This window comes from Sphingomonas sp. Leaf208 (genome assembly GCF_001421415.1).
Classification (GTDB): Bacteria; Pseudomonadota; Alphaproteobacteria; order Sphingomonadales; family Sphingomonadaceae; genus Sphingomonas.
Genome location: NZ_LMKH01000035.1, coordinates 310,336 through 336,510 on the forward strand (window position 1 = coordinate 310,336; position 26,175 = coordinate 336,510).

28 protein-coding genes and 1 tRNA gene are annotated in these 26,175 nt (G+C 64.8%); 8 read left to right on the forward strand and 21 right to left on the reverse strand.

What is annotated here, in order from left to right:
- Positions 1-6: 6 nt before the first annotated feature.
- A complete protein-coding gene (locus tag ASE69_RS16350; RefSeq protein ID WP_056488974.1) occupies positions 7-846 on the forward strand; it encodes a glucosaminidase domain-containing protein in 840 nt (279 codons plus the stop codon).
- A 1-nt stretch (position 847) separates the two neighbouring features.
- Here ASE69_RS16350 and ASE69_RS16355 read toward each other — a convergent pair whose 3' ends face one another.
- Positions 848-1,336, reverse strand: a complete 489-nt coding sequence (locus ASE69_RS16355) for a hypothetical protein (RefSeq protein WP_156362375.1) — start codon at positions 1,334-1,336, stop codon at positions 848-850.
- Positions 1,337-1,444: 108 nt separating this feature from the next.
- Here ASE69_RS16355 and ASE69_RS16360 point away from each other — a divergent pair, with 108 nt between their 5' ends.
- Together ASE69_RS16360 and ASE69_RS16365 are read left to right on the forward strand one after the other, a co-directional pair.
- On the forward strand, positions 1,445-1,666 hold the full coding sequence (locus ASE69_RS16360; RefSeq protein ID WP_056488978.1) for a hypothetical protein: 222 nt from the start codon (positions 1,445-1,447) through the stop codon (positions 1,664-1,666).
- 92 nt (positions 1,667-1,758) lie between these two features.
- Positions 1,759-3,117 carry a hypothetical protein gene (locus ASE69_RS16365; RefSeq protein WP_056488981.1) on the forward strand — a complete coding sequence of 453 codons (1,359 nt, stop codon included), beginning with the start codon at positions 1,759-1,761 and terminating at the stop codon, positions 3,115-3,117.
- A 224-nt stretch (positions 3,118-3,341) separates the two neighbouring features.
- Here ASE69_RS16365 and ASE69_RS16370 read toward each other — a convergent pair whose 3' ends face one another.
- A complete protein-coding gene (locus tag ASE69_RS16370; protein WP_056488983.1) occupies positions 3,342-4,304 on the reverse strand; it encodes an alpha/beta hydrolase family protein in 963 nt (320 codons plus the stop codon).
- Positions 4,305-4,418: 114 nt separating this feature from the next.
- On the opposite strand from ASE69_RS16370, the gene ASE69_RS16375 reads away from it, so the two are divergent.
- Both ASE69_RS16375 and ASE69_RS16380 read left to right on the forward strand, forming a co-directional pair.
- Positions 4,419-5,042, forward strand: coding sequence for a TetR/AcrR family transcriptional regulator (locus ASE69_RS16375; RefSeq protein WP_056489468.1), 624 nt, complete (start codon positions 4,419-4,421; stop codon positions 5,040-5,042).
- 220 nt (positions 5,043-5,262) lie between these two features.
- Positions 5,263-5,628, forward strand: a complete 366-nt coding sequence (locus tag ASE69_RS16380) for a cupin domain-containing protein (protein ID WP_056488985.1) — start codon at positions 5,263-5,265, stop codon at positions 5,626-5,628.
- 185 nt (positions 5,629-5,813) lie between these two features.
- Here ASE69_RS16380 and asd read toward each other — a convergent pair whose 3' ends face one another.
- The gene (gene asd, locus ASE69_RS16385; protein WP_056488987.1) at positions 5,814-6,665 is read right to left on the reverse strand and encodes an archaetidylserine decarboxylase; all 852 of its coding nucleotides are present in this window, start codon (positions 6,663-6,665) and stop codon (positions 5,814-5,816) included.
- Positions 6,666-7,067: 402 nt separating this feature from the next.
- Between asd and ASE69_RS16390 the strand changes: the two genes are divergently transcribed.
- Positions 7,068-7,535 (forward strand): DUF2239 family protein, encoded by a 468-nt coding sequence (locus tag ASE69_RS16390; protein WP_235518893.1) that lies wholly within the window; start codon positions 7,068-7,070, stop codon positions 7,533-7,535.
- A gap of 188 nt (positions 7,536-7,723) precedes the next feature.
- Here the strand turns inward: ASE69_RS16390 and ASE69_RS16395 are convergent, their stop codons facing one another.
- From ASE69_RS16395 to ASE69_RS16420, 6 genes are all read right to left on the reverse strand, one after another.
- Positions 7,724-7,921, reverse strand: coding sequence for a hypothetical protein (locus tag ASE69_RS16395; RefSeq protein WP_056488989.1), 198 nt, complete (start codon positions 7,919-7,921; stop codon positions 7,724-7,726).
- 145 nt (positions 7,922-8,066) lie between these two features.
- Positions 8,067-8,141 (reverse strand) — tRNA-Glu (locus ASE69_RS16400).
- 47 nt (positions 8,142-8,188) lie between these two features.
- The gene (recJ, locus tag ASE69_RS16405) at positions 8,189-9,952 is read right to left on the reverse strand and encodes a single-stranded-DNA-specific exonuclease RecJ (RefSeq protein ID WP_056488991.1); all 1,764 of its coding nucleotides are present in this window, start codon (positions 9,950-9,952) and stop codon (positions 8,189-8,191) included.
- A gap of 431 nt (positions 9,953-10,383) precedes the next feature.
- Positions 10,384-11,067 (reverse strand): prolyl hydroxylase family protein, encoded by a 684-nt coding sequence (locus tag ASE69_RS16410; protein ID WP_056488997.1) that lies wholly within the window; start codon positions 11,065-11,067, stop codon positions 10,384-10,386.
- Positions 11,068-11,167: 100 nt separating this feature from the next.
- Positions 11,168-12,157: an RcnB family protein gene (locus ASE69_RS16415; RefSeq protein WP_056488999.1), complete on the reverse strand. Its 990-nt coding sequence runs from the start codon at positions 12,155-12,157 to the stop codon at positions 11,168-11,170.
- Between the two features lie 430 nt (positions 12,158-12,587).
- The gene (locus ASE69_RS16420) at positions 12,588-13,133 is read right to left on the reverse strand and encodes a (2Fe-2S)-binding protein (protein WP_056489002.1); all 546 of its coding nucleotides are present in this window, start codon (positions 13,131-13,133) and stop codon (positions 12,588-12,590) included.
- Between the two features lie 105 nt (positions 13,134-13,238).
- Here ASE69_RS16420 and ASE69_RS16425 point away from each other — a divergent pair, with 105 nt between their 5' ends.
- Complete coding sequence (locus tag ASE69_RS16425) at positions 13,239-14,534, forward strand: sugar MFS transporter (RefSeq protein ID WP_056489003.1); 1,296 nt, start codon at positions 13,239-13,241, stop codon at positions 14,532-14,534.
- A gap of 80 nt (positions 14,535-14,614) precedes the next feature.
- On the opposite strand, the gene ASE69_RS16430 is transcribed toward ASE69_RS16425, so the two are convergent.
- The 4 genes from ASE69_RS16430 to ASE69_RS22635 all read right to left on the reverse strand — a co-directional run bounded on the left by ASE69_RS16430 (position 14,615) and on the right by ASE69_RS22635 (position 17,579).
- Entirely contained in the window at positions 14,615-15,754 is a 1,140-nt protein-coding gene (locus ASE69_RS16430) for a CaiB/BaiF CoA transferase family protein (protein WP_156362376.1), read from the reverse strand.
- A 73-nt stretch (positions 15,755-15,827) separates the two neighbouring features.
- Entirely contained in the window at positions 15,828-17,012 is a 1,185-nt protein-coding gene (locus ASE69_RS16435) for an acyl-CoA dehydrogenase (RefSeq protein WP_056489007.1), read from the reverse strand.
- A gap of 67 nt (positions 17,013-17,079) precedes the next feature.
- Positions 17,080-17,400 carry a hypothetical protein gene (locus ASE69_RS16440; RefSeq protein WP_056489010.1) on the reverse strand — a complete coding sequence of 107 codons (321 nt, stop codon included), beginning with the start codon at positions 17,398-17,400 and terminating at the stop codon, positions 17,080-17,082.
- A gap of 2 nt (positions 17,401-17,402) precedes the next feature.
- Positions 17,403-17,579 (reverse strand): hypothetical protein, encoded by a 177-nt coding sequence (locus ASE69_RS22635; RefSeq protein ID WP_165895153.1) that lies wholly within the window; start codon positions 17,577-17,579, stop codon positions 17,403-17,405.
- Positions 17,580-17,692: 113 nt separating this feature from the next.
- Between ASE69_RS22635 and ASE69_RS16445 the strand changes: the two genes are divergently transcribed.
- Positions 17,693-18,325 (forward strand): helix-turn-helix transcriptional regulator, encoded by a 633-nt coding sequence (locus ASE69_RS16445; RefSeq protein ID WP_235518899.1) that lies wholly within the window; start codon positions 17,693-17,695, stop codon positions 18,323-18,325.
- 142 nt (positions 18,326-18,467) lie between these two features.
- Here the strand turns inward: ASE69_RS16445 and ASE69_RS16450 are convergent, their stop codons facing one another.
- The 8 genes from ASE69_RS16450 to ASE69_RS16485 all read right to left on the reverse strand — a co-directional run bounded on the left by ASE69_RS16450 (position 18,468) and on the right by ASE69_RS16485 (position 26,165).
- Positions 18,468-19,382, reverse strand: coding sequence for an SDR family NAD(P)-dependent oxidoreductase (locus ASE69_RS16450; RefSeq protein WP_056489014.1), 915 nt, complete (start codon positions 19,380-19,382; stop codon positions 18,468-18,470).
- A 95-nt stretch (positions 19,383-19,477) separates the two neighbouring features.
- Positions 19,478-19,843 carry a hypothetical protein gene (locus tag ASE69_RS16455; RefSeq protein ID WP_056489016.1) on the reverse strand — a complete coding sequence of 122 codons (366 nt, stop codon included), beginning with the start codon at positions 19,841-19,843 and terminating at the stop codon, positions 19,478-19,480.
- A 116-nt stretch (positions 19,844-19,959) separates the two neighbouring features.
- Positions 19,960-20,652: a phosphate regulon transcriptional regulator PhoB gene (gene phoB, locus ASE69_RS16460; RefSeq protein ID WP_055873047.1), complete on the reverse strand. Its 693-nt coding sequence runs from the start codon at positions 20,650-20,652 to the stop codon at positions 19,960-19,962.
- On the reverse strand, positions 20,652-21,341 hold the full coding sequence (gene phoU / locus ASE69_RS16465; RefSeq protein WP_056489018.1) for a phosphate signaling complex protein PhoU: 690 nt from the start codon (positions 21,339-21,341) through the stop codon (positions 20,652-20,654). The genes phoB and phoU overlap by 1 nt, the downstream gene beginning before the upstream one ends.
- Before the next feature lie 14 nt (positions 21,342-21,355).
- Entirely contained in the window at positions 21,356-22,135 is a 780-nt protein-coding gene (gene pstB / locus ASE69_RS16470) for a phosphate ABC transporter ATP-binding protein PstB (RefSeq protein ID WP_056489020.1), read from the reverse strand.
- Positions 22,135-23,433 (reverse strand): phosphate ABC transporter permease PstA, encoded by a 1,299-nt coding sequence (gene pstA / locus ASE69_RS16475; RefSeq protein ID WP_056489022.1) that lies wholly within the window; start codon positions 23,431-23,433, stop codon positions 22,135-22,137. Before pstA ends, pstB begins: the two co-directional genes overlap by 1 nt.
- Positions 23,426-24,802, reverse strand: a complete 1,377-nt coding sequence (pstC, locus tag ASE69_RS16480) for a phosphate ABC transporter permease subunit PstC (protein ID WP_056489024.1) — start codon at positions 24,800-24,802, stop codon at positions 23,426-23,428. The genes pstA and pstC overlap by 8 nt, the downstream gene beginning before the upstream one ends.
- Before the next feature lie 304 nt (positions 24,803-25,106).
- Positions 25,107-26,165: a substrate-binding domain-containing protein gene (locus ASE69_RS16485; RefSeq protein WP_056489026.1), complete on the reverse strand. Its 1,059-nt coding sequence runs from the start codon at positions 26,163-26,165 to the stop codon at positions 25,107-25,109.
- Positions 26,166-26,175 lie beyond the last annotated feature (10 nt).

Here is a 26,175-nt window from a genome sequence, read left to right on the forward strand (position 1 = left end):
CGGGACATGGCGGGCTATCCTCATGTCACGATCGGCGGAGCGGTCGGCCGGGGCGGCGGCAATCGGTCGACAGATGTGCGCGCGATCCAGCAATTGCTAAACATTCGGCGATCCGCCTGGTCGTCGCGGCCTTTGCGCGTGGACGGGATGTGCGGGACCCAAACGCTTCGTGCGATCGCCGAGGCGCAGCACCGCCTCGTCGGTCGACCGCGCGCCGATGGACGCATCGACCCGAATGGCCCCACCTTGCGATTGCTCAACGCCATGCGGCCCGTGCCGCGCGCTGCACCCCGCGCGACCTCGACGCCGCCGCCGGTGTTACCGCGTGCTGTCCTACCACCCACGCCGCGACCGGTATCGCACGCCGTACCGGCCCGGCGTGCTGGCCGCGAGCCCCCCATCGAGGTGATCGATGCGGCCCGGCAGTCTGAACAGCGCTGGCACGTTCCCGCCTCGATCAGCATTGCCCAGTGGATACTCGAAAGCGGCGAGGGCCGGCATATGCCGCCCGGCTCGAACAACCCGTTCGGGATCAAGGCGGCGGCGGGGCAGCCGTCGGTCACGGTGCGCACGCGCGAGGAGACGCGCAGCGGCCGATCCTTCCACATCCGCGCACCGTTCCGAAAGTTCGCAACCCTGGCCGAGGCGTTCGAAGCGCATGGCCGGCTGCTCGCCACGCACCGAGCCTATGGCGAAGCGCGTCGCCATAGCGATGATCCCGACGCCTATGCCGACGCACTGACCGGGCGCTACGCTACCGACACCCACTACGGAACATTGCTCAAGACGATCATGCGCAGCCGGGACTTGTACCGCTACAACGCGCCGGCAGTAGTCTCGCGATAGCCTATTTCAGCATGGAGAAACATGCGCCCATCCGGGCAGCGATCGACTGATACCGGTTGGCCGTCTTCGGGTATCGCAACTGGAAGATTGCCAACTGGTCGCCGCGTTGCAGCACCTTGCCGTAGAATATCGTTCCGGCTCTATCGGCACCCGACACGACGCGCCAATTGCCACGTCCCGCAGCATAGGTCGTTCGACCTTCTCGACCGGCAAGATCAGCTGCGACCTCCTTTGCGGTAGCGTCGATCCCGGAGTTCAGCACGTCGTTGCGGCCGAAAACGGTGAGCGTTCCACCGTCCGCGGCACGAAATACACGGCCGTCGCCGTTTGGCGCTTCTGCCTGCGCCTTCAGCGCCGCCGGGTAGCAGATTTGGAATCGATACCGATCGTTTACGTAGCGACCCCATGTATGTTCGGCGTTGGCGGTGCCAGCGTTGAAACCTGCCGCCAAACCAAAGGCCATTACCACGGATCGCATAACGAGTTTCATTGGAATACTATCCCGCTCTCAGCGCAAAACTATAATCCTTTGGAAAGGAAAAATAAGTGCCCTCGACCCGATTTAGTAGCGCTGTCATTGGAGCACTAGGATTAGAAAGTGATAACGGCGCGATCGACGTCGGCAGCACCGATCGACGCTGATGCCGCCGTACCCGCAGACGGCGCGGGTTGCGACGAGAACGAGACGGTGCTGATCGTCAATACCGACATACGGCGACTGTCGAGCGACGAGGAGCTGCTTGCGGTGCCCGGCCCCCCGCCGCCTCCGACCGACGCGTCCGCCGAATATGTCAATCGTAGCGTAGAACGGCTCATCTGAAATCCGGCTGAAGCGCACCGAAAGCTATTGCCGTCCTCGTAACCCCGGGCGCGACGATCCCGTCGCCACCGTCCAGGAGAGGAGATGGGATCGTGCCAGCAGGCCCGCCGCGCGAGAAGATCAAATTGTACACTCACACGCTCGGCGGCGCCCTGCGTGGCGCGGGTAAGCACGAGTTCGACGATCGCTTCGACGCAATCCCACTGGTTGTCATCGCCGAGGTGCCGAACCGCGTCGCCGCCGACCTCAACAAGCACGGGCAACTCTACCAGCACGTGTTGGCCCACGTGTCGAAGACAATGCAGGCCATGATTCGAGACAAGATCGCGCCGAAGATAAATCCGTCCTGGCCTGTGGACGATATCCTGCGGGCAAGCGTCAGCAAGATCTTGGCGGATAATAGCCCGGGTGTCGGAAAAGCGATCGAAGCACAGATCGCCCAGCACTACAGCACTCTTGGCGAGTGGCATGCCGTCCGCAAGCACACCGCGATAGACGGCGCCATCGTCACCGTCACGCTTTCACTCAGCGCCGCGGCGTTCGGCCTCTCCGGCTTTACCATGGGGGTGAGCGGCGCGGCGGCGATCATCGGGCTGGTGCGCGGCATCATCGACGGGATGGAAAAGCTCGTACAATGCTGGAAGACCGTCGACGAATGGGGCGTCCGCATCGACAACGACGTGAAATCGCTCGATCGGGCCTATGATCGGGGGATGGGCGCTGGGCGAGCCACCCAGATCGGGGGCGGCGTTCTTCGGAGCAGTGGCTTGGGCAAGGCCGCGACGCTCGTCAGCGGTCGCGATTTGACGCCGTCGATCGCATCGATCGAGGGCAACATCGCCGTGTATCGCGGCAAGGTCGCCCATCTTTACGCGTTCCTCGATCGGATGACGATGCGGCTGGTGGAACTGCTCGATCAGCAGCAAGTGCAGGACAACGACCGCGTGGCCCGAAGCATCGCGGCGCTACTCGAGGGACGCGGCACGGCGCGCGGACGTCTTGTCGGCTTTCGGGGGCGTTACACGATCCCCGTCGGCATCGCGATGTGTGCGGAGCGCAAGAAGACGGCCGAGACGTATGCGACGAAGCTGCGCGATCTGCGCGCACGTGACGACCGCGCCGGGCTTGTCGCGATGGCAGTACAGGCAGCGGAGGTAACGACCAACGCAGGCTTTGCCGCGATAAACTACCCCGCGATCTTCAACGGGGCCGGTGGCGGGTCCGCGGCAGCGACCTTCGCGGTGGATGGCGAAGGATCGGCGGTTACCGCTGCGGCGTTCGGAATGTTCAACGATGCGATCGGGACGCTTAAGGATGCGTTCGGGATCATGAAAGGCGCGCTTCCGGACGATCCCGGCACCGCGGCCAGGGAACGCGAGGTGCGGCTGGAATTCGCGGCGTTGCCGGGAGCGCCCCCGCGCGCCGCGCCCGCGCGCCGGCACTCGGCCTGAAATCGATATGCGAGAGCCAGGCGCTTTGGCTCGATCATCAACCGCCGCGGGTGTCGCATCCATCGCGTCCGCGTCGGATGGCGCGATCGGTCGCCAACGCGTGACGCTGGCCAGACGCTACGCCGCGATCCTCTCGACCACCAGCCGCGACTGTTCGGCAAGTTCGATAGGTTCTTTTCAGATTTTGCCCCGTCGCCCGTTGTCAAAAAGCGCCAGGGCAGAAGTCATTTGCTATCTACTTTACCGAACTCGGTCGCTTCGTTCTCGAAAGCTGAAATTGCGTCCTGCCAAGCGGCATTACCTGGGTTTAGGGCCGACCACAGGTATGCCCAAACCATGCGTTGCGTGACGCCGAGGCGGTCGGGATCTTCGTCGTCCGTCTCGTTCGCGTCGTAGCCGGCGATGCCGCCAAGCCCATGCTTGGCTCCCGCCAAGGTCAGCAAGCTGTCGGCCCCCGGGGCATCGGAAAAGGCATCTGCATGCCAGTCAGCACCGCGGGTCGTCAGGTGCGGACTAACATCGGCGTCCCCCGATACGACCAGGGTCTTGGTGGTGAGGGTGGAAAAATCGAGTCTGAGCGCGGGGTAGCGCGAGCCCATCGGTCCGTCGAGGTCTTCGCCGCGACCTAGCCCAGCAAGCAACACGCCCACCTTTACCCTGGAGTCACGCATGTCGCCGTCACGAGCTGCCTCTTTTTGGTCGCTGAGGCGGGCACCTAGCAGCACGCTTACGGTGTGGCTGCCAAGTGAGTGGCCGACAGCCGCGATCCGATCGTGGTCAAGTCGGCCGGTAAGGACTGGAACCGACGCGTCGATAGTTTCCATCTGATCGAGGATGCAGGTCAATTCCTGGACGCGTTCCTGCCAGAACAGGGGGCCGCCTGGCGCATCGGATGCCAGGCCGCCCACCTTCGAATTTGCGTGCGTGGGCTGGATGACGACGAAGCCGTGCTCCGCCAGGAAGTTCGCAAGCGGTGCGTAACCGTCCTTCGACGATATGTAGAGCGAGGGGCCGTGTCCGTGCGAAAGCAGGATGATCGGGAGGTCGCGACCGCTCATCGGCGCGGTAATACGGAGTTCGAGTTCTCTCTCGTGATCCGGGATCGACAGAGGTACCGGGCTGATCGAGATGGTGGTGACTGCCGCATTCACGGGAAGCCGCCGAGCTTTGTCGATAAGGTTGTTCACGTCATATCTCGCTTCATCTGTTTGCAAGCCAACGCCGGTTGGCTATTCCGCGCTAGCTGGAGCATCGCTCCGCATATCCATATGCGGAGCGATGCTCCGTATGGCAAGCCGTTTATGTTGGATGGTACTTTGACGGAACGTGAGAAGACCGCGACAAGCGCGGAAGGAACACCAAAGCGGCGCGTTCGCGCTGACGCCCAGCGCAGTGAAGACGCTGTGCTGGAGGCGGCCAAAGCTCTCTTTACGGAGGCGGGCGTCGATGCGACGGTGAGGCAGATCGCAGATCGAGCCGGTGTCGGTATGGGCACGCTCTACCGTCGCTTTCCAAAGCGATCGGACCTTATTGCCGCGGTATTTCGCCGCGAAGTCGATGCCTGCGCTGCGGAAGCGGCAACACTGGCGACACGCTACACGCCTGGAGAGGCGCTGGAGCGTTGGCTAAAACGGTATGCGCAATTCCTTGGGACGAAGAAGGGCCTCGCAGTAGCTCTCCACTCTGGCGACCCGGCGTTCGACGAGCTGCCAGCCTATTTTCGGGCGCATTTCGAGCCTGCGCTTGCTTCCTTACTCGATGCGGCAGCAGCGACGAAGGAAGTGCGGGACGACGTCGAGCCTTACGACCTGCTGCGAGCGATTGGGAATCTTGGAGTGGCGACAGGCGAGGATGGCTCTGCGCATGCCGGGCGCATCCTGAACCTGCTAATCGATGGATTACGCCACCGGCAGTCACATTCGTGAGCGGATCAGGCAGCCCACATGCGTCCACCCCATCGGCTACTCTTGTTCCTCCTCGCTTACCAAACAAGACTTTGGAAGCGTGGTATATTTATAATAACCAGCATCGTCGTCAGGAGCCGGCCGGCCAAGCTAATCTGACGAGCAAAAGCGGTGGCACGATCGCCAATGTCTATCGCTTCAATTATATTGCATCCAATCCGATATACACCTGGAGATAGGTATGTTGTCCCCTACAGCACTCGCGGCCGCGTTCGATAGAGTAACCGACTATTGGTCGCCGAAGGTGATCGGCCGGGTCAACAACCAGTTGCTAAAGGCTGCAAAGCTGAAGGGCGAGTTGGTCTGGCACGCCCATGACGGGCAAGACGAGCTGTTCTATATTGTCAAAGGCTCCCTGCGGATCGAGTTCGAAGATTGTGCGGTTGAGCTCAAGAAAGGGGATTTTTTGACAGTGCCAAGCGGCATTCGGCATAATCCCGTGGCACAGGACGAGTGTTGGGTCTTGTTGATCGAGCCCGCCGAAACCAAGCACACCGGCGATGAGATGACCTTGCGTACTCGCAGCCTGCAAGAGCAGCTAAGCTGAACCTCCATCCGCGGCTTTCAAGGAGAACCTCCGCTGCTTCCAAATGACGGCGTTCGTAAGCCGGTAGCCGAACGTCAGAGCGGTAAATTCGCCAAGATGAACGAGCGTCCGAATCCGGGAAGTAGGAAAGAGCGCCTGCGTGTCGGGACATGGGTCTTCCCATCCCGGCCAACGGCGCAAGCAGCTCAGGTTGCGCGCTGCCCCATCAGTTCGCCCAAGCGCACATTCCGTTCCGGCACCCAGTCTTCGTTGAACGCAATGGCGCCCCGCTTCCACAACATCACGACCGTTGAACCAAGGAGAAAGCGGCCCATTTCCTCGCCTTTTTTCAGCACGATGTCCTGGTCGGTATATGCCCACTCCGACGTCCTGTTAATGCGCGCAGGATTGACCACGCCGTGCCACACAGTCGCCATGCTTCCAACGATGGTGGCTCCCACCAGCACCATGACGAATAAGCCGTGCTCTACCGATTCAAAGACGCAAACTACTCGCTCGTTGCGCGCAAACAGGTTCGGCACGCCGCGTGCTGTGACAGGGTTTACTGAAAAAAGCTTACCAGGCACGTAGATCATGCGGGTGAGCTTGCCATCGCAGGGCATGTGCAGGCGGTGGTAGTCTCTGGGGGATAGGTACAGGTTTGCGAAGCTGCCGTGGCGAAACTGACTGGCCAGTGCGGCGTCGCCGCCAACAAGCTGCGTCGTGGTGAACCGATGCCCCTTTGCTTGTAGAATGTGATGGTCATCAATCGAGCCGAACTGGCTAATTGCGCCATCGACCGGACAGACAAAGTCGGCAGCCGCGATTGGACGTGACCCCGCTTTCAAGGGACGGGTGAAGAATTCGTTGAAGCTCTTGTAGCTCCGAATGTCCGCATCCGCGGCTTCGTTCATATCGACGGAATATTTGCCAACGAACCAGCGGATGAGCCGCGTTGTCATCGCACCCCCATGCGCCTTGGCGATGTGACCTGCCAGCGTGGTGAGGCGCTGCTTAGGCAATATGTATTGGAGTAAGACCGGCAGGCGATCAGACATCAGAACCTCAGAGCGTCGATACCATCCTCGTAGGGCTATGAACGGTCAGACCGACCTACGCAATTCGCGTTCAAGCGACGAGGCATCCTGATCACCGGAAGTAGACCGGCTTGGCGCCGAGACCATCACTCCTCAAGCTGAACGAATGGCTGAAGTCGGGCAGCGGGGAGGGGGAGGGGGGGCGTAAATGCCTGCTCGTAAATCCCGGACGAAGCCCCGCACTGCCGGGTAGTTTCGCCCACACCCGGACGTCCAGAGTGCCGATCCGGGGCCTGATAGTGGCCATTCGTTGAGCGCGACCTTTCCCGTTTCTCAGGCAAGATAGACGATTTCGGGAATGAACAATCGACGGAAGCCGACACGCAGGGCCCTGTCCTTACCTTCGATGATACGTCAGGCGCGGTGGTCGACCTCGACCTTCGAGGCACTGCGGCGGAAATCGTTACGCGATTTACAGACCATGGCGAACTCGAGGCGCTTGCGACAGCGCGGCGCGAACTGGCAGATAGCTCGACCAGATCGAGAGGCCGACCAAAACTTGGCGTGGTCGCGTGCGAAGTGATGCTGCTGCCGCGTCATTGGGAATGGCTTGCAACGCAGCCGGGGGGAGCCTCGCAGGCGTTGCGCCGCCTTGTTGACGAAGCGCGTCGTGCAGATGGCGGCCAGACCGATCGCAAAGCCGCACATGAGCGCACGTATCGCTTCCTGTCCGGGCTGGCCGGCGATTTTCCCGGTTACGAGGAAGCGATCCGCGTCCTGTTTGCTGGTGAGGATCAAGCGTTTGCGGGTCGGATGGCAGCGTGGCCGCCAGACGTTCGGGACTATGCCCTCGCCCTAGCCCAACCCAATCCGAAAACCGAAGGATCGTGAGGATTGTCGCCTGCGCACGCAGCGGCCCGCTGCAAACCACCGATCGAGAGAACGTCGTCGACGCCGCAGCCGGGGAGCACCCGGTGGCGTCATGTTCCAAAGTCCGCGGTCGATCTCCAGGCGAGCCAGGAGAAGGCGTTCCGTGCCATCCAATCCATCTACATCGGGGCCCTGAGAGTACGTAGCGATCATGTCGCGAGCCCGATCACGCTGTGAAGGAGTGGTTCGCCAGTTGCCTTGATCCGATCCCGGATTTCCTCGACCTCCTGCTTCAAACCCGCGTTAGCTTGAAGGAACAAAATATGGGCTGCGGCCGCACTCTTCGTGTTGAGCGACACCTTCCATAGCGCCTTACCGCCGAAGGCGGGACGCATCTTTCCGGGCATCTGCCGACGCAGATAATAGAAACCGGTAGTCGGCTGCTTCCAGGGTCGCCATGAGTGCTATCTGGGTGCTCACTGTACCAGGTTGCTGTACCAGCGAAGAGCAAAGAATGACTAAATCGCACGTCTCAGCCACGAATGTGGCGGATGGTGACCCCTACGGGAATCGAACCCGTGCTTCAGCCGTGAAAGGGCCGCGTCCTAACCGCTAGACGAAGGGGCCTGCGTGGTTGGAGGCGCCTAAAAGGAAGCCACCGATGCGTCAACCCCTCAATCGGCCCAGGCGGCATCTTCGACGTGTAATTCCGCGGACGGCCGCGAGGACCAGTCGTCGATCTTCGCACGGCCGGCGAGCCAGAGCTTGCGGTGAGGGGCGGCGCCGAGCAGTGCCTGGCCGAGCGCGCTCTCGGCCGAGCGGAAGGCCATTGCCTTGATGCAGCGGCCGTCGTCGCCGGCGACGATCGTACGGACGTGGCCGTTGCCGACGACGTCTGCCTTTATCACGCGGACCGGGCCCATTGCGACGCGGGGGGCTGGCCAGCCCATGCCGTAGGGGCCGCCGGCTTCCATTGATTCGACGAGGCCTGGGTTTACGCCGCCAGCCGCGAGGACTGCATCGAGCAACAGGGCTCGGTCGCCGTTCGAGCGTTCGACGGCGGCGGCGAGGCGCTCTTCGAGGAAGTCGGTGAAGGCGGGAATGGCGGCCTCGCTGATCGTCAGCCCGGCGGCCATCGCGTGGCCTCCGCCCGCCACCAGCAGGCCGTGTTCGCGTGCGGCCATCACAGCGGCGCCGAGGTCGACGCCGGGGATCGAGCGGCCGGAGCCCTTGCCCATGCCGTTCTCGTCGATCGCGATGACGATTGCGGGGCGGCCGAGTTTCTCCTTGAGGCGGCCGGCGACGATGCCGATCACGCCGGGGTGCCAGCCGTGCCCAGCGACCACGGCGACGGCACGGTCGCGGCTGGAGAGGAGGTCGGCGGCCTCCTGCACCGCGGTCTCGATCGCGCGGCGTTCTTCATTGAGGCGGTCGAGCTCAGTGGCGATCTTGCGGGCTTCGTCGGGGTCCTGGGTGGTGAGCAGGCGGACACCGAGGTCTGCGCGACCGACGCGGCCGCCGGCGTTGATGCGCGGGCCCAGCGCGAAGCCGAGGTCGGTGCAGGTCGGGTTGCGGGTTAGGCGCGACGCCTCGATCAGCGCGGCGACGCCGATATTCTTGCGTGCGCCCATGACCTTGAGGCCCTGCGAGACGAACGCCCGGTTGAGGCCGCGGAGTTGCGCAACGTCGGCGACCGTACCGAGCGCGACGATGTCTAGCAGGTCGATCAGCTTGGGCTCGGCGCGGTCCTTGAAGAAGCCGCGCGTGCGAAGCGTGCGGACGAGCGCGGCGGCAGAGAGGAAGCACATGCCGACCGCGGCGAGGTGGCCGTGCGCGGCGCCTTCGGTCTCGTCGAGGCGGTTGGGGTTTACCAGCGCGAGCGCGTGCGGGAGCGCGGTCGAGCATTTGTGGTGGTCGATGACGATCACGTCGACCTTCGCGTCGCGGGCGACGTCGAGCGCTTCGAACGCCTGCGCGCCGCAATCGACCGTGACGATCAGCGTGGCGCCTTCGCTTGCCAGGCGGACGAGCGCTTCGCCCGAGGGGCCATAGCCTTCGAGCAGGCGGTCGGGGATGTAGGGGCGGGCTTCGATGCCGAGATCGCGCAAGACCAGGACCATCAGCGCTGCGGAGGTGGCGCCGTCGACGTCGTAATCGCCGAAGATCGCGACCTGTTCGTGCGCCTGTACCGCGTCGGCGAGGCGCTCGGCGGCGCGGTCCATGTCGCGGAAGATCGACGGGTCGGGCATGAACGCGCGGATCGACGGCGTGCGGTGCGCGTCTAGCGCGTCGCGGGGGCAGCCTCGGGCGAGGAGGAGCTGTGTGACGAGGTCGTCGCCCGAACCGTTGATCCCGAAACCGTCCCGGCCGTCTGCGGCGAGCGCGCGCCAGCGCCAAGGCTGTCCGAGGATGGAATTGGTTACGCCAAGAACTGTCATGTCTCGGACGTAGTGGCTGTGAGGGGATTGTCGAGCGGAGAGGGGCGCGTGGTTAGGGCGATCTGGCAACCGCGTGCACCACGTGCGTCTTGTTCTCCCGCGAAGGCGGGAGCCCGGTCTGGGCCCCCGCCTTCGCGGGGAAACAGTTTGGCGCTAGTTCGCAATTGCGGGCGGCCGAGGAAGGAAGTCCCCAAATTCCGTTCGTGCTGAGTAGCGACCGAGTAGCTTCGTAGAAGCGTATCGAGGGCGCGTATCGAAGCATGGGTTCCGTGCGACAACCTGTCCTTCGATACGCCGTCTCGATACGCCGCCTGCGGCGCCTACTCGACGACTACTCAGGACGAACGGGGGGGGGCGAGAAAAAGAATCCGCGCCGGGCGGATCTGCAACAGGGGAGGGGCGAGCGATGTTGGAGACGGATTGCGCCCCCTTCACTTCATCCACGGCCGCTCGCGAAACCACTTCGTCACGATATACTTCACCCCCTCGACCACCGGCATACCCTCGTGCAGCGTCAGCCCGTTCGGCGTCCCGTCCGGATTCATGTTGTTCCATGCGAGCAGCATGCCGCGCTTCGGCGCGATCTTCACGCCGGCCTGCGGGAACCAGGTCGCTCCGCCCTCGGGAACGTCGTTGAGGAACACCATCGCGGTCCAGGTGCGCTGGCCGCCTTGCTCTTGCATTTTCGCCCAATAGCTTTCGGACTCGTGGAAATAGTCATGGTGCGCGCGGAATTGCTGGCCGGGGGCGTAGCGCTGGCCCTGCATGGTCTCGCCGTGGAGCAGGTCGATCCCGAGCAACGTCGCGATCGCCTCGTCGGTCGGCTGCACGTCGGGCGACCAGCGATCCATGTCGCAGCTCTCGCTGGTCCGGAAATTGCTGTTCGGGCGATCGGACAGCAAGGTCGACGGCCGTCGCTTCGAATCGATCACCGCGATCAGCCGCTTGCAGGTCGCGGGATCGAGGAACTTGTCCTGATAATAGAACTGGACCGTGTCCATCGCGATGCGCTGCACCGCCGGATTGGCGTCGAGGCGCGCGGCGACTTGCGATCCGAAGGCCTGGCGGACTGCCGCGGCTGGATCGACCTTCTTGGCTTTTGAAAAGATACCCACGCCGCAGGATTTGGCGAAGCGCCCCCAAAACGCAAGAGCCCCGCGGTGATCTTCATCACCGCGGGGCTCCCCCTGTTACTGCGTGACGGTAAGCTGAAGCTTACCAGAAGATGTCGTACACCGTGTCGACCACGCGACCGCTGTCGAGGTCGACCAGCAACGCGTCGTTGTAATAGCGCACCCAGCGATATGGGCCGTACGCCTCGGGCAGGCGGTAGGTGTACGGGTCCTGGATCCAGTAATTCTGGTTGTAGAGGATGCTGTTCAACGAAAAGCCGACGCCGAAGCGGCGATAGCCCGATCCCCAGCCGCTCGGCGCGTAGTAGCGTGGGAGGCGGTAAGCGCCGCGGTTGGATGCGCGGTAGTTGCTCCAGGCATAGCGGTTGTCGTTACGCCAGCCACGGTTCCATGCGCCGCCCTGGTTATAGTGACCCTGGTTGTAGCCGCCGCGACCATAGCCCTGGACGTTGCCGTAGGCGCGGTTGGGCTGGCGGTTCTGATAGCCATCGCGGCCGCCGTTGCGCCAGTCGCCGCGGTTGTCGCCCCGGTTGTCATTGCGCCCGTCGTTACGCCAATCGCCGCGTCCACCGTTGCGGTCGAACTGGCCGCGATCCGCTTGCTGGTTGCCGCGATCGAAACCGGGGCGTCCCTGGTCGCGGTTCCAGTCGGGGCGGTTCTGGCCAGCCTGCGGGTCGGGACGGCTCTGGCCGTTCCAGCCCTGACCGTTGCCACGCTGGCCGTTCCAAGCCTGACGGTCTCCGCCTTGTCCGCCGCGCTGACCGTTCCAATCGGGGCGGCCTTGACCATCGGGGCGGTCGCCGCGGACTTGCGGTTGCGTGCCGAGATCGGCGCGTTGCGGGCGCTGGCCCTGATCGGGCGCGGCGGGGCGGTCGGGGCGCTGCTGCTGGAAAGGTTGCCCGTCCGGACGTGGGCCCCGATCGCCGCGATCCTGGCGCTGGCCGCGGTCAGGGCGCTGGCCCCGGTCACCGCGGTCCTGGTCGACCTGTTGCGCGGTCGCGGTCGATGCCATCATGGTTGCCGGCACCAACGCGGAAGCCGCCATCAAGAGTTTGAGAAACTTGCCCGTCATTGCCGTCGTCCTCGACTGCCGGCGCACGAGCCGGCTCCTATGATGTGTTGGGTCTGGTCGATCTCGGGTGTGGGGAGGCTGAATGGGTTCGTCAGCGATTAGACAGGTTTAGTTGCAGGGCGGGCGATAGTTCATGTCGGCTAGTCTTCGTAGCGGATGCATGAAACTTATCTTCAAAACAGCCACCGCCCCGGCGGAGGCCGGGGCCCAGTTGGGGATAGTCGTGGCTGAGTGCTGCGATGCGTTACTATCGACGTTCCAACTGGGTCCCGGCCTCCGCCGGGGAGGCGAAGAAGGGAGGCGGCTTTTGCGAACAGCACTGGAGTTCTGGGTGCACGTCACGTTCCCCAGCATGTTCTCCCGCGAAGGCGGGAGCCCAGACTGGACTCCCGCCTTCGCGGGAGAACAGGCTTGGTTCCGAGCGGACGCGCTATCGCGCTGGCGGCGGCACCAGTGCCGGCACCAGCAGCGCCGAGTCCGCAGGATCGATCCCCGGCCTTGGTCCTGCCGGGATAACCTCTTCCCCACGCGTCGCCCGCCCGGCACGCTGCACCGCCTCCACCACGCGCGGATACACCCCACACCGGCACAGGTTCGTGATCTGCTCGCGGATCAGCACCTCGCTCGGGTCGGCATTGCGCTTCAGCAAAGCTGCGGCGGCCATGATCATCCCCGGGATGCAGAACCCGCATTGCGAAACCGACTCCGCGATAAACGCCAGCTGTACCGGATGGTTACGCTCGTGCGACAGCCCCTCGATCGTCGTGACGTACGCCCCCTCGATCGACCCGATCGGCACGCGGCAACTCCGCATCGCGCGCCCATCGATATCGACCGTGCACGCGCCGCACTGCCCGGTGCCGCAGCCATATTTGGTCCCCGTCAGGTTCGACGCATCGCGCAGCGCCCACAGCAGCGGCGTCTCGTTGTCGAGCTTGTATTCGATCGGTTCGTTGTTGACGGTGAAGCGGCTCATGTCCCCCGTCCTAGCTCGCCAGGACGGATCGCACCACGCGGCATTGCCACGCGCCGTCGCCCCGGCTTATGTCGCGCAGATAATACCGCGAGGGGGCGCACCACGATGCACGTCGATACCAAATCCACACCAGCGGCCGGAGGCGATGCCAGCCACGGCTACGACGCGCCCGACCTGCGCGTGTTCGTGTTCGCGCTGTTCTTCATCTTCGGCGGCATCACCTCGCTGAACGACATCATCATCCCGAAGATGAAGGAGCTCTTCACGCTCGACCACGCGACCGCGATGCTGGTCCAGTCGGCGTTCTTCCTCGCCTATGCGCTGTTCTCGATCCCCGCCGCGGCGATCGTGCGCAAGGCCGGCTATATGCGGACCGCGTCGATCGGCCTTGTGACGATGACCGCGGGCTGCCTGTTGTTCATCCCCGCCGCAGGGCAGGCGAGCTTCGGCATGTTCCTGTTCGCGCTGTTCGTGCTTGGCGCTGGCATCACCGTGGTGCAGGTCGTCGCGAACCCGCTGATCTCGGCGCTTGGCCATCCCAAGTCGGCGTCGAGCCGGCTGACCTTCGCGCAGGCGTTCAACTCGCTCGGCACCACGATCTTCCCGTATGTCGGCTCCGCGCTGATCCTCGGCGGGCTGGCGACGGTCGACTCTTCGAAGCTGACCGGCGCCGCGCTCGACGCGTACCGGACGGAATCGTCGCGGACCGTCGTGCACACCTATATCGGCCTCGCGATCGCGCTGCTGATCGTTGCCGCGGTGGTGTGGACCCGTCGCAACCGGCTCAACGAGGAGCAGGACCAGACCGGCAGCATCTTCCACGCATTCACGCTGCTCAAGCGCCCGCGCTTCGCGATGGGGACGGCGTGCATTTTTCTGTACGTCGGCGCCGAAGTCGCGGTCGGCTCGCTGATCGTCAATTACCTGATGCAGCCGAGCGTGATGGGCCTGAGCGACGTCGCCGCGGGCAAGCACGTGCCGTTCTACTGGGGCGGCGCGCTGGTCGGCCGGTTCATCGGCGCATACGTGCTGAACAAGGTGTCGCCGGGCAAGGTGCTCGCGGGCGTCGCGACGGGCACGCTGGCGCTGATCCTGATCTCGGCGAACACCGAGGGCGCGCTGTCGGGCTGGGCGTTGCTGGCGATCGGTCTGATGAACGCCGTGATGTTCCCGACGATCTTCTCGCTGGCGTCGGAAGGCCTCGGCAAGCGCGCGGCGGAAGGCTCGGGCGTGATCGCCACGGCGATCGTCGGCGGCGCGATCGTCCCGTATCTGACGGGTATGCTCGCGGACAAATCGGGCAGCCTGCACTTCGCGCTGCTGCTCCCGGCGATCTGCTACGCGCTGATCCTGGCGTACGGGTTGTATGCGCGGAAGCCGGTGGCGGAGGTCCCAGCCTAAGCCCCATCCGTCATCCTGGGCTCGACCCAGGATCCAGAGCCACGGACGCTAGCGCACTCGGCTCTGGATCCTGACTTTCGTCAGGATGACGGTGGTTTCGGCAGCATCGGCGCCGCCCGCCCGGTCGCGAGATCGGCATCCGAAAACCGGATCGGCGTACGCAGCCCCGGGATCAAAGACCCATTCGGCCGCGCGACTTCGATCGCCATCCCCCGTGCGACGACCTGCGGATCATCGAACGCCTGCGCCACGGTATTGATCGGCCCGGCCGGCACCCCGACCGCCTCCAGCCGCGCCAGCAACTCGAGCTTAGGCACCAGAGACGTCGCCGCCTCGATCCCCGCGAACAGCAATTCCTTGAACGCCAACCGCCCCGCATTGGTGGCGAACCGCGGATCGTCGCGCATCTCGGGCAACCCCATCGCGTCGCAGAACCGCCGGAACTGCCCGTCATTCCCGACCGCCAGGATGAACCACCCATCGGCGCACGGAAACACCGCATACGGACACACGTTCATATGCGCATTGCCGACCCGCGTCGGCGACACCCCGCTCGCAAACCAGTTCATCGCCTGGTTCGCCAGCACGCCGGTCATCGTGTCGAGCAACGCCATGTCGATCTGCTGACCTTTGCCGGTCCGCGTCCGCATCGCCAGCGCCGCCTGGATCGCAATCACCGCATAAAGCCCGGTCATGATGTCGGCGAACGCGACGCCGATCTTCTGCGGCGCGCCATCAGGCTCGCCGGTCAGGTCCATGATCCCACTCATCCCTTGGACGATGAAGTCGTAGCCTGCGCGCGGAGCGTAGGGGCCGTCCTGCCCGAACCCGGTGATCGAGCAATAGACGAGGCGCGGGTTGATCGCAGAGAGCGCGGCGTAGTCGAGCCCGTATTTGGCGAGCCCGCCGACCTTGAAATTCTCGATAACGACGTCGGCGTCGGCGATCAGGTCACGAACGACGGCCTGGCCTTCAGCGGTCGTAAAGTCGGCGACGACCGACCGCTTGCCCCGATTGGCGGCATGGAAATACGCGGCGTCGTGCGTGCCGTCGGGGTTGTCGATGAACGGCGGCCCCCAGGTTCGCGTGTCGTCACCGGCCGGGCTCTCGATCTTGACGACATCGGCACCGAGATCGCCAAGGACTTGCCCCGCCCAAGGCCCCGCAAGGATCCGCGCGAGTTCGACCACCTTCAAGCCGGCGAGGGGCGTATCCTTCACCTGTGTTCTCCCGCGAAGGCGGGAGCCCAGACTGGGTCCCCGCCTTCGCGGGGAAACAAACTGCCTAATTCGATCAAAACGCAGCGATACCCGTGATCGCCCGCCCCAGGATCAACGCATGCACGTCATGCGCACCCTCGTACGTGTTCACCGTCTCCAGGTTCATCAGGTGACGCATCACCTGATATTCCCCCGAAATCCCGTTGCCGCCGTGCATGTCGCGAGACATCCGCGCGATGTCGAGCGCCTTGCCGACATTGTTGCGCTTCACGATCGAGACCATCTCCGGCGCGAACCGGCCCTCGTCCATCAGCCGCCCGACGCGCAACGAGGCCTGCAACCCGAGCGCGATTTCGGTTTCCATGTCCGCCAGCTTCTTCTGGAAAAGCTGCCGCCCCGCCAGCGGCGTCCCGAACTGGTTGCGATCCAGCCCGTACTGCCGCGCCGCATGGAAACAGAACTCCGCCGCGCCCAAGGCACCCCAGGAAATCCCGTAGCGCGCACGGTTGAGGCAGCCGAACGGCCCCTTCAATCCCTGCACGTCGGGCAGCAGCGCGTCCTCGCCGACCTCGACCTCATCCATCATCACCATGCCAGTGATCGACGCGCGCAATGACAGCTTGCCCTCGATCTTGGGCGTTTCCAGCCCCTTCATCCCGCGCTCCAGGATAAAACCGCGAATACCGCCGCCATGCTCGTCGGACTTCGCCCAGATCACGAACACGTCGGCGATCGGCGAGTTCGAGATCCACGTCTTCGCGCCCGAGATCACATAACCGTTCGCCGTCTTCTTCGCGCGCGTCGTCATCCCGCCGGGATCCGACCCCGCATCCGGCTCGGTCAGCCCGAAGCAGCCGATCCATTCGCCGGTCGCGAGCTTGGGCAGGTATTTGCGCTTCTGCTCCTCGGACCCGAACGCGTTGATCGGGTACATCACGAGGCTCGACTGCACCGACATCATCGAGCGATACCCCGAGTCGATCCGCTCCACCTCGCGCGCAACCAGCCCGTACGCGACATAGGACGCACCGACGCCGCCATATTCCTCGGGGATCGTCGGCCCGAGCAATCCGAGCGCGCCCATCTCGCGGAAAATCGCGGGATCGGTATGCTCGTGCTGGAACGCATCGATGATCCGGGGCGCGAGCTTGTCGTCGGCATAGGCCTTCGCGCTGTCGCGGATCATCCGCTCGTCCTCGCTCAACTGATCGTCGAGCAGGAACGGATCCGCCCAGTCGAACTTGCCCATCCCGGCCATATGAATCTCCTTCGTTGACCGCCGACTTCGTGGTTCGGCCGTCGAAAGTCCACCCCTGTCGAGACGTTTACGCGTCGATCAGCGTCAGCACCGCGATCGTCACATGCTCGCGGTCGCCGATCGACTCGATGCGATTAACCACGAGATCGGCGACGATATGCCCGCGCATCGCGAACTCCGCTTCGGGCAACGCGTCGATCCAGTCTCGAAGACCGGGTACGGGCACCGCCGCGATCGTCAGCCGGTGCAGCGTGCCGACGAACGTAGCGCTCGCCCAGGGCGTGCACGCGATCGACTCGACGTGCATCGTCAGGCCTGCCGCAGTCGCTTGGCCGCGAAGCGCGCGGATCAACAGCGTGCCCGCATCGGGGCCGCGGATCGCGTCCATCCTCACGATCCGTGCCGTTCGATGAACGTCTCGATCCGCGCCACCATCGGCGCGCGCGGCTGGCGACCGAGTCGGAGATCGTGCACCAACCGCGGATCGCCGACCGCCAACCGGCCGAATTTCGACGTCGGCATGCCGGTCTGCCGCAGATATCGGTCGATCTTGATGAGAACGGACATGGTCGCTCCTTCCTGTTCCTAGCCCAAGACCCCGCCCGAGTCTTCGCCTGTGTTCTTGATTTGTTCCGGCAAATCCTACTTGTCTAGGAAAATTCCTACGCTACGGTTCGGGCGTGGCTAGAACCGTGTCCGATCCCGATCCAAGAACCGCGCTGGCAACGCTGGCCGCCGCGCGTGGCGACAGTCTGGCGGCGCTGTCAGCGATGCTGGGGCGCAACGCGGCCTATCTTCAGCAATATGTCCGGCGCGGATCGCCGCGGGTGCTCGGCGAACGCGACCGTCGATTGCTGTCGGACTATCTGGGGGTGAGTGAAGCGACGCTGGGTGCACCCGCCGACCGGCCGGCAGGGTTCCGCATCCGCAAGCTCGACGTCGCAGCGTCGGCGGGGCCGGGCGCGCTGGTCGATCGCGAGATCGTGCTCGGCACCGACACGCTGGACCCCGGCCTCGCGCGGAAACTCGGGCTAAGGGACGGGCAGGCGGCGATCATCCGCGTGCGCGGGAGTTCGATGGAGCCGGGACTGTTCGACGGCGATCACATCGTGGTCGACACCGCCGACCGTACGCCGCGCGCAAAGGGCGGGGTGTACGTCATCCGGATCGACGACGCGGTTATGGTGAAGCGCGTCGCCGTTATACGCGGTGCGCTAGTGGCAACGAGCGATAACCCGGACGCGGCGGCTGTGCCGGACGGAGCGATCGCCGTTATCGGCCGCGTAGTCTGGCAAATGCGCGAGCCACGCTGAGGGCTAGCAGGTTGCCCGAACCAATCCCGTTCTCCCGCGAAAGCGGGAGCCCAGGGTTACAGGTTACAACCTTCGTGGTCCTGGGCCCCCGCTTTCGCGGGGGAACGGTTAGAAAATTCTAGCTGCCATGTGGGGCCAGTGCTCAGCGCCCCTGCAGCTTTCTCAGGATAGTCATCGACTGTTCCGAGCCCGACTGGGGGACGATCTCACCCGAACGGTCGATGATAGCGTCCCAATGTGCCGCGACACCCTCCACCGACAGGTCGTCGCCGGTCAGCAGTTTGCCCTGCGTCAGCGTCACATACGCCGCCTGGAACACGCCCGCGCCGGCGCCGACGATCATGTTGGTCGGCGCATCTTCCGACACGAGGAACACCGCGGCGGGCGCGACCTTGTCGGGGGAAAAGGCCTTGAATGCTTCCTCGGGGAAGATGTCCTGCGTCATCCGCGTGCCCGCGGTCGGGGCGATCGTGTTGACCTTGATGTTGTTCTTCGCACCCTCGATCGCGAGAGTCTTGGTCAAGCCGGCAAGGCCGAGCTTGGCCGCGCCATAGTTCGCCTGCCCGAAATTGCCGTAGAGCCCGGTCGACGACGCGGTCATCAGGATGCGGCCGTAATTCTGCGCCCGCATCGTGTCCCACACCGCCTTGGTCGCGTTCGCCGAGCCGTTGAGGTGGACGTCGACGACGAACTTGAAGTCGGCGGGCTCCATCTTGGCGAAGCTCTTGTCGCGCAGCACGCCGGCGTTGTTGATCAGGATGTGGACGCCGCCCCATTTCTCGGAAGCGTGGGCGACCATCTCGACCATCTGGTCGTAGTCGGTGACGCTGCCGCCGTTCGACATCGCTTCGCCGCCGGCAGCCTCGATTTCCTCGACGACCTTCAGCGCGGCGTCGGAATGTCCGGTGCCGTCGCGCGACGCACCGAGATCGTTGACCACGACCTTCGCGCCGCGGCGGGCAAGTTCGAGCGCATATTCGCGGCCGAGACCGCCGCCTGCGCCCGTGACGATCGCAATGCGGCCTTCAAAGCTGATAGACCCAAAGTTCTCAGACATGGAAAAGGCGCCCCTCTCTTATGATTGGAGCGCCTTTCCTAGAACGTAAAGCTGGCTACGCAAGCGGCAGGATCACCCGCCGCTCGCTGCCGGACTTACTTGCCGCCGCGGTTGCGGCAGCCGTCCTTGACCGTCTTCGAGCACACCGGATACGTCGCCGGTGCTGGCGTCGGCGGCGTTACCGTCGGCTGGCCGAACGTCACGCGACCTGCGCCAGGCGCCATCGGTGCGCCTGCCATCGGTGCGGCTGGTGCCGCTGCCGGATCGGCAGGAGCAGCCATTGCCTGATCCGCCGGTGCAGCAGGCGCCGCGGGGTCGGCAGGGGCAGCCTGATCGGCCGGTGCCGTCTGCATCGCGGGATCGGCCGGTGCGGTCTGCGCGGCGGGGTCTGCCGGCGGCGTCGTCTGGGCGATCACGGGCGACGCGAGAAGAGCGGCAGCGGCGAGAAGGATGGACTTCATGTGAATCTCCTAAATGGGTGCACCATTTTGGTAGCGCGACGTCTGAACGCACTAAGTCGCGCTTGGGTCCTTCGTTTCGCATCCGATTCCATTCGCCCCATCGCGGGACAGAGTCCTTACCCGCCCGTATCGAGCGAATAACCCGCCGAACGGACGGTGCGGATAATGTCCGGACGCTCGCCGACATTGATCGCTTTCCGCAGCCGCCGGATGTGCACGTCGACCGTCCGGCTCTCGATATCCGAGTCATGCCCCCACACCGCATCGAGCAGGCGTTCGCGCGAGAACACCCAGCCCGGATGCTCGAGGAAATGCTTCAACAGCCGGAACTCGGTCGGTCCGAGCGAGACGACTTCGCCCGAACGGCGGACCTTGTGGCCGACCGTGTCCATCTCGATGTCGGCATAGCTCAGCGCTTCACCGGCAAGGGCAGGGCGGACGCGACGGAGAACCGCACCAACGCGCGCGACCAGTTCGCGCGGCGAGAACGGCTTCGTCACGTAATCGTCGGCGCCGGTTTCGAGCCCGCGCACGCGATCCTCTTCTTCGCCGCGTGCGGTGAGCATGATGATCGGCACGTTCTGCGTTTCGGGCGCACGGCGCAGGCGACGACACACCTCGATCCCCGACAGCCCCTCAACCATCCAGTCGAGCAGGACGATATCGGGCACCTTCTCCTTGGCGAGCAGCAAGGCTTCCTCGCCATCGGGGGTATGCGCGATCTCGAAATCCTCGCGCTTGAAATGCCAGACCAGCAATTCGGCCAGCGCAGCATCGTCCTCGACCAACAGCATTTTCGCGCGTGCCATTATGCCTGCTCCTTCTTTATGCCGCGTTCGCGATCAACCATCTGCGTGCCGGTCGCGGCGAAATAGACCATCTCGGCGACGTTGGTCGCGTGGTCGCCGATCCGCTCGAGGTTCTTCGCGACGAACAGCAGATGCGCGACCTGGCTGATCGTCTTCGGGTTCTCGACCATGTAGGTGACTAGCGTACGGAAGATGCTGTCGTAAAAATCGTCCAGCGCATTGTCGCTCTCGACCACCCGCACCGCCTCTTCCGCGTCCCGCGCGGCAAACGCGTCGAGCACGTCGTGGACCATCTCGCTCGCCATCCGACCCATCGCGGGCAGGATCGAGATCGGCTCGATCCGGTGCTCGCTCTCGATCATCGGCACGCGCTTGGCGATGTTCTTGGCGTAGTCGCCGATCCGCTCGACGACGCCCGCGATCTTCAGCGCGGCAACCACCTCGCGGAGATCGACCGCCATCGGCGCGCGCAACGCGATGATCCGCACCGCAAGGCGCTCGACCTCCGCCTCGATGACGTCGATCTGCTTGTCGGCGACGCGCACCTGTTCCGCGAGTGCGAGGTCGTTGCGTTGCAGCGCCTGCATCGCCTTGTCGATCGCGTCCTCGGCGAGCCCGCCCATCTGCGAGATCAACCCGCGGAGCTCGCCGATGTCGTTGTCGAAGGCCTTGACCGTATGCGTGTTCATGGTCGTTTCCCGACTCAGCCGTAACGGCCGGTGATGTAATCCTTGGTCCGCTCTTCGCGGGGATTGGTGAAGATGTCCGAGGTGTTGCCGTATTCGACCAGCGTGCCGAGGTGGAAGAACGCGGTCTTCTGGCTGACGCGCGCCGCCTGCTGCATGTTGTGCGTGACGATTACCATCGCATAGCGGCCGCGCAGTTCGTGGATCAGCTCCTCGATCTTGGCGGTCGCGATCGGATCGAGCGCACTGCACGGCTCGTCCATGAGGATGACCTCGGGATCGACCGCAATCGCGCGGGCGATACAGAGACGCTGCTGCTGGCCGCCCGACAGCGCCGTACCGCTGTCGCTCAGCCGATCCTTGACCTCGTCCCACAGGCCGGCCCGCCGCAGCGACTTCTCGACGATCCGGTCGAGGTCCGCTTTCGCACCCGCCAGTCCGTGGATGCGCGGGCCGTAGGCGACGTTCTCGTAGATCGATTTGGGGAACGGGTTGGGCTTCTGGAACACCATGCCGACGCGGGCACGGAGCTGCACCACGTCCATGTCGGGCGAATAGATGTCCTGGCCGTCGAGCTTGATCTCGCCGGTGACGCGCGCGCTGGCGACGGTGTCGTTCATCCGGTTGAGCGTGCGCAGGAAGGTCGACTTGCCACAGCCCGACGGGCCGATGAACGCGACCACTTCGTCCTGGTCGACGTCGATCGATACGTCGTTGATCGCGATTTTGCTGCCATAGGCGACGGAGACGTTGCGCGCCGTCATCTTGAGGATGGGAGGCTTAGAATGTTTTGGCATCACCAGCGGGTCTCGAATCGGTTGCGGAGGTAGATCGCGACGCCGTTCATCGCGAGCAGGAACACGAGCAGGACGATGATCGCGGCGGAGGTCTTCTCGACGAAGCCGCGACTGACTTGGTCCGACCAGAGGAAGATCTGGACGGGCAGCACGGTCGCGGGATCGGCGAGGCCGGACGGCGGGGCGGCGATGAACGCGCGCATGCCGATCATCAGCAGCGGTGCGGTCTCGCCGAGCGCACGCGCCATGCCGATAATCGTGCCGGTGAGGATACCGGGCAGCGCGAGCGGCAAGACGTGGTGGAAGACGACCTGCACCGGTGACGCGCCGATCCCGAGCGCAGCGTCGCGGATCGATGGGGGGACGGCCTTGATCGCGTTGCGGCCGGCTATGACAATGACGGGCATCGTCATCAGCGCGAGGGTCAGGCCGCCCACTATAGGCGCCGAGCGGGGCATGCCGAACGTGCCGAGGAACACCGCGAGGCCGAGCAGACCGAAGATGATCGACGGCACCGCAGCGAGGTTGTTGATCGAGACCTCGATCAGGTCCGTCCAGCGGTTCTTCGGCGCATATTCTTCGAGGTACAGCGCCGACAGCACGCCGATCGGGAACGCCAGCAGCAACGTGACGATCATCGTCAGCAACGACCCCTTGAAAGCCCCCCAAATCCCGACTCGGGTCGCATCGGTCGAGTCCGCCGAGGTCAGGAAGCCCGCGTTGAACCCGCGAGTCAGCGCCCCGCTCGCCTTCAGCCGCGCGACGATCGCCTCGGCATCGCGCGTGCCGTTGCCCTTGGCGGCGACGTCGATCGGGCTGGAGACGGGGACCTCGAACACGGTCTTGCGCTGGAGCAGCGACGCGTCGGCCTTGATCGCGTCCCGGACCACCGCCCAGGCGCCGTGGGAAAGAAGGTCGGTGCCGTCCTTGCCGAACGCCTTGGTCGCGGCGAGGTCGACGGTGCCTTCCAGTCCTGCACCGGCAAGCGCGAGATCGGCGCCGCGTCCGACGAGGCGCGCGGGCTCGATCGGCAGCTTGGCGGCGGCGAGATCAACCGGAAGTGACACGCGCGTCTCGACGAACCCGCTCGCGCCCTGCATCACCATCGTGATCAGCAGATAGGCGAGGAACGCGGCGGACAGCCATACCGCGGCGAGCCCGGCGAAGCGGAAACGGCGCTCGGATGCATAGCGACGGCGGATGCGCGACTGCATCGCCTGCGTCGTCCAGTCGGTCGGCACGCGGCGCACGGGCTCCGCATTCGTCACCGGAATCTGGGGCACGAGCGTGTCACTCATAGGCTTCGCGGTACCGTTTGACGACGCGCAGCGCGACGATGTTGAGAAGGAGCGTGACCACGAACAGCGTCAGGCCGAGTGCAAATGCGGCGAGCGTCTTGGGGCTGTCGAACTCGGCCTCGCCGGTCAGCAGGTCGACGATCTGCTTGGTGACCGTGGTGGTGCTCGCGAACGGGTTGAGCGTCAGCGTCGCGACGCCGGAAGCGGCCATGACGACGATCATCGTCTCGCCGATCGCGCGCGACACGGCCAGCAACACGCCGCCGACGACACCGGGGAGGGCGGCCGGGAGCAGCACGCGGCGGATCGTCTCGGACGACGTCGCGCCCATCGCGAGGCTGCCATCGCGCATCGACGAGGGGACCGCGGCGATAGAATCGTCCGCCATCGACGACACGAACGGAATGATCATGATGCCCATCACGAGGCCCGCGGCGAGCGCGCTTTCCGACGACGCCCAGCTGATCCCGACCGACACGGCGAGGTCACGCACCGCGGGCGCGACCGTCAGCGCGGCGAAATAGCCGTAGACTACGGTCGGCACGCCCGCGAGCACTTCGAGGATCGGCTTCATCCATTTGCGCGTGTTCGGCGCTGCATATTGCGTGAGGTAGATCGCGCTCATCAGCCCGAACGGGATCGCGACGATCATCGCGATCACCGCGCCGATGAAGAACGTCCCCCAGAACAACGGCACCGCGCCGAGCGATGCACCCGGATCGCGCCCGTCGATGACCTGCGGGCTCCAGTGCATGCCGAACAGGAAGTCGGTGATCGGCACAACCGAGAAGAACCGCGCGGACTCGTACAACAGCGACGCGACGATGCCGACGGTGGTCAGGATCGCGATCAGCGACGCGCCGAGGAGCATCAGCATCACGACCCGCTCGACCTGAGTCCGCGCGCCGAACCCGGGTTTGACGCGCGTGAACGCGAACGCACCGCCGGCAAAGGCGAGCAGCAACGCGGCGGCGGTGGCGATCCAGTCGTAGCGCGATTGCGCCGCGGCGTAGGAGGGGGCCAGCGTTCGCGCGAGCCCGTGGAACGCACCGAAGCTGCGACCTTCGGCGAGGCTGCGCGCTTCGGACAGGATCGAGGCGCGGTCGAAGCCGGGCGGGGGGAGCTGGATCGCGGCTGGCGTGGCGAGCACGGCATCGGTGACGAGCGCGGGCGCGGTCATCGACCAGATCACGAGGAAGACGAGCGGCGGGATCGCGGTCCATAGCGCGACGTACCAGCCGTGATGCGACGGCAGCGAGCTGAACCGCACGGTGCTGCCGGCGCGGAAGCGCGTGGCGCGGACGCGGGCGGTGAGCCAGCCGATGAGGCCTAGACCGAGGACGAGGAAGAGGAGGGCGATGGGGGACATTATACTTCTCGCCCGCAATGATTGGTTGCGCGCATGCGCACCAAGTCACTAGCCGCCACCCCGGCGAAGGCCGGGGCCCAGTTGGAAAGGTCGAGGTAACGGGGCGCAGCGGCAGCCAATGCAACGGTGCCCAACTGGGCCCCGGCCTCCGCCGGGGTGGTGGCCTTGTGTGAACCAAACGTAGCAGAACCCCGGTTCCCCCGCGGATGCGGGGGCCCAGCTAAGTTCCGATCGCGCGCTCGGCTCATGGGCCGCCGCGTTCGCGGGGGAACTAGGACGGGCGCACAACTGGACGAAAGGCGCATCACGACAACACCGCCGGATCCAGCACCGTTTCATTCGCGATAATCGCCGCCGACCGCGCCTGAATCGCCGCCGGAGACGCAATCAACCCCCGCTTCACCAACGGCCCCGTCGCCCCCCAGTTCGCCGCATACAGCTTCAATAAATTCCGCAGCCCCGGGATCGCGGTCAGATGCGCCTTCTTCACATAGATATAGAGCGGCCGAGACCCCGGATACGCATTGTCCGCGATCGTCGCATAGGTCGGCGCGACGCCCGAGATCGATACCCCGTTCACGTCGTCCTTGTTCTCTTCGAGATAGCTATACCCGAACACGCCGATCGCGTTGGGGTTCGACTGCAATTTCTGGACGATCAGATTGTCGTTCTCGCCCGCATCGACATACACGCCGTCCTCGCGCACCCGCGTGCACAGCGCCTTGTGCGCCTCGGCATCGGACTTCGCGAGCGCCTTGGCCGAAGGATCGCTCGCCTCGCACCCCTTGGTCAGGATCAGTTCGGCCAGCGCATCGCGCGTGCCGCTCGTGGCCGGCGGACCATAGACCTGGATCGGTACCGCGGGCAGCGCCGGGTTCACGTCGCGCCACACCCGCGCCGTGTTCACCTTGCCGCCCGGATTGGCTGCCAGCGCCTTGTATAGATCGGTCGGCGTTAGCTGCATCTTCGGGCCGTTCTTCGCTTCGGCGAAGGCGATGCCGTCGATCCCGACCTGGATCTCGATCACGTCGCGGACGCCGTTCTTCGCGCACGTCGCATACTCGCTCGCCTTCATCCGCCGCGACGCATCCTCGATATCGGGATGCGCCGCTCCGACGCCTGCGCAGAACAGCTTCATGCCAGCCCCGGTCCCCGTCGATTCGATCACCGGCGCCTTCGCATCGGGATCGTTGGCGACGAGCTGTTCGGCGATCATCGTCGTGAACGGATAGACGGTCGACGACCCGACCGCGGTGATCTGGTCGCGCGATCCCGCACCACCGCCGTTCGCCTGATCGACGCACGCGGCCAGAGCCCCAACCACCCCTAGAAGAACGAACCGCTGCACCAGAATTCCCGTCATGCACCGGCCT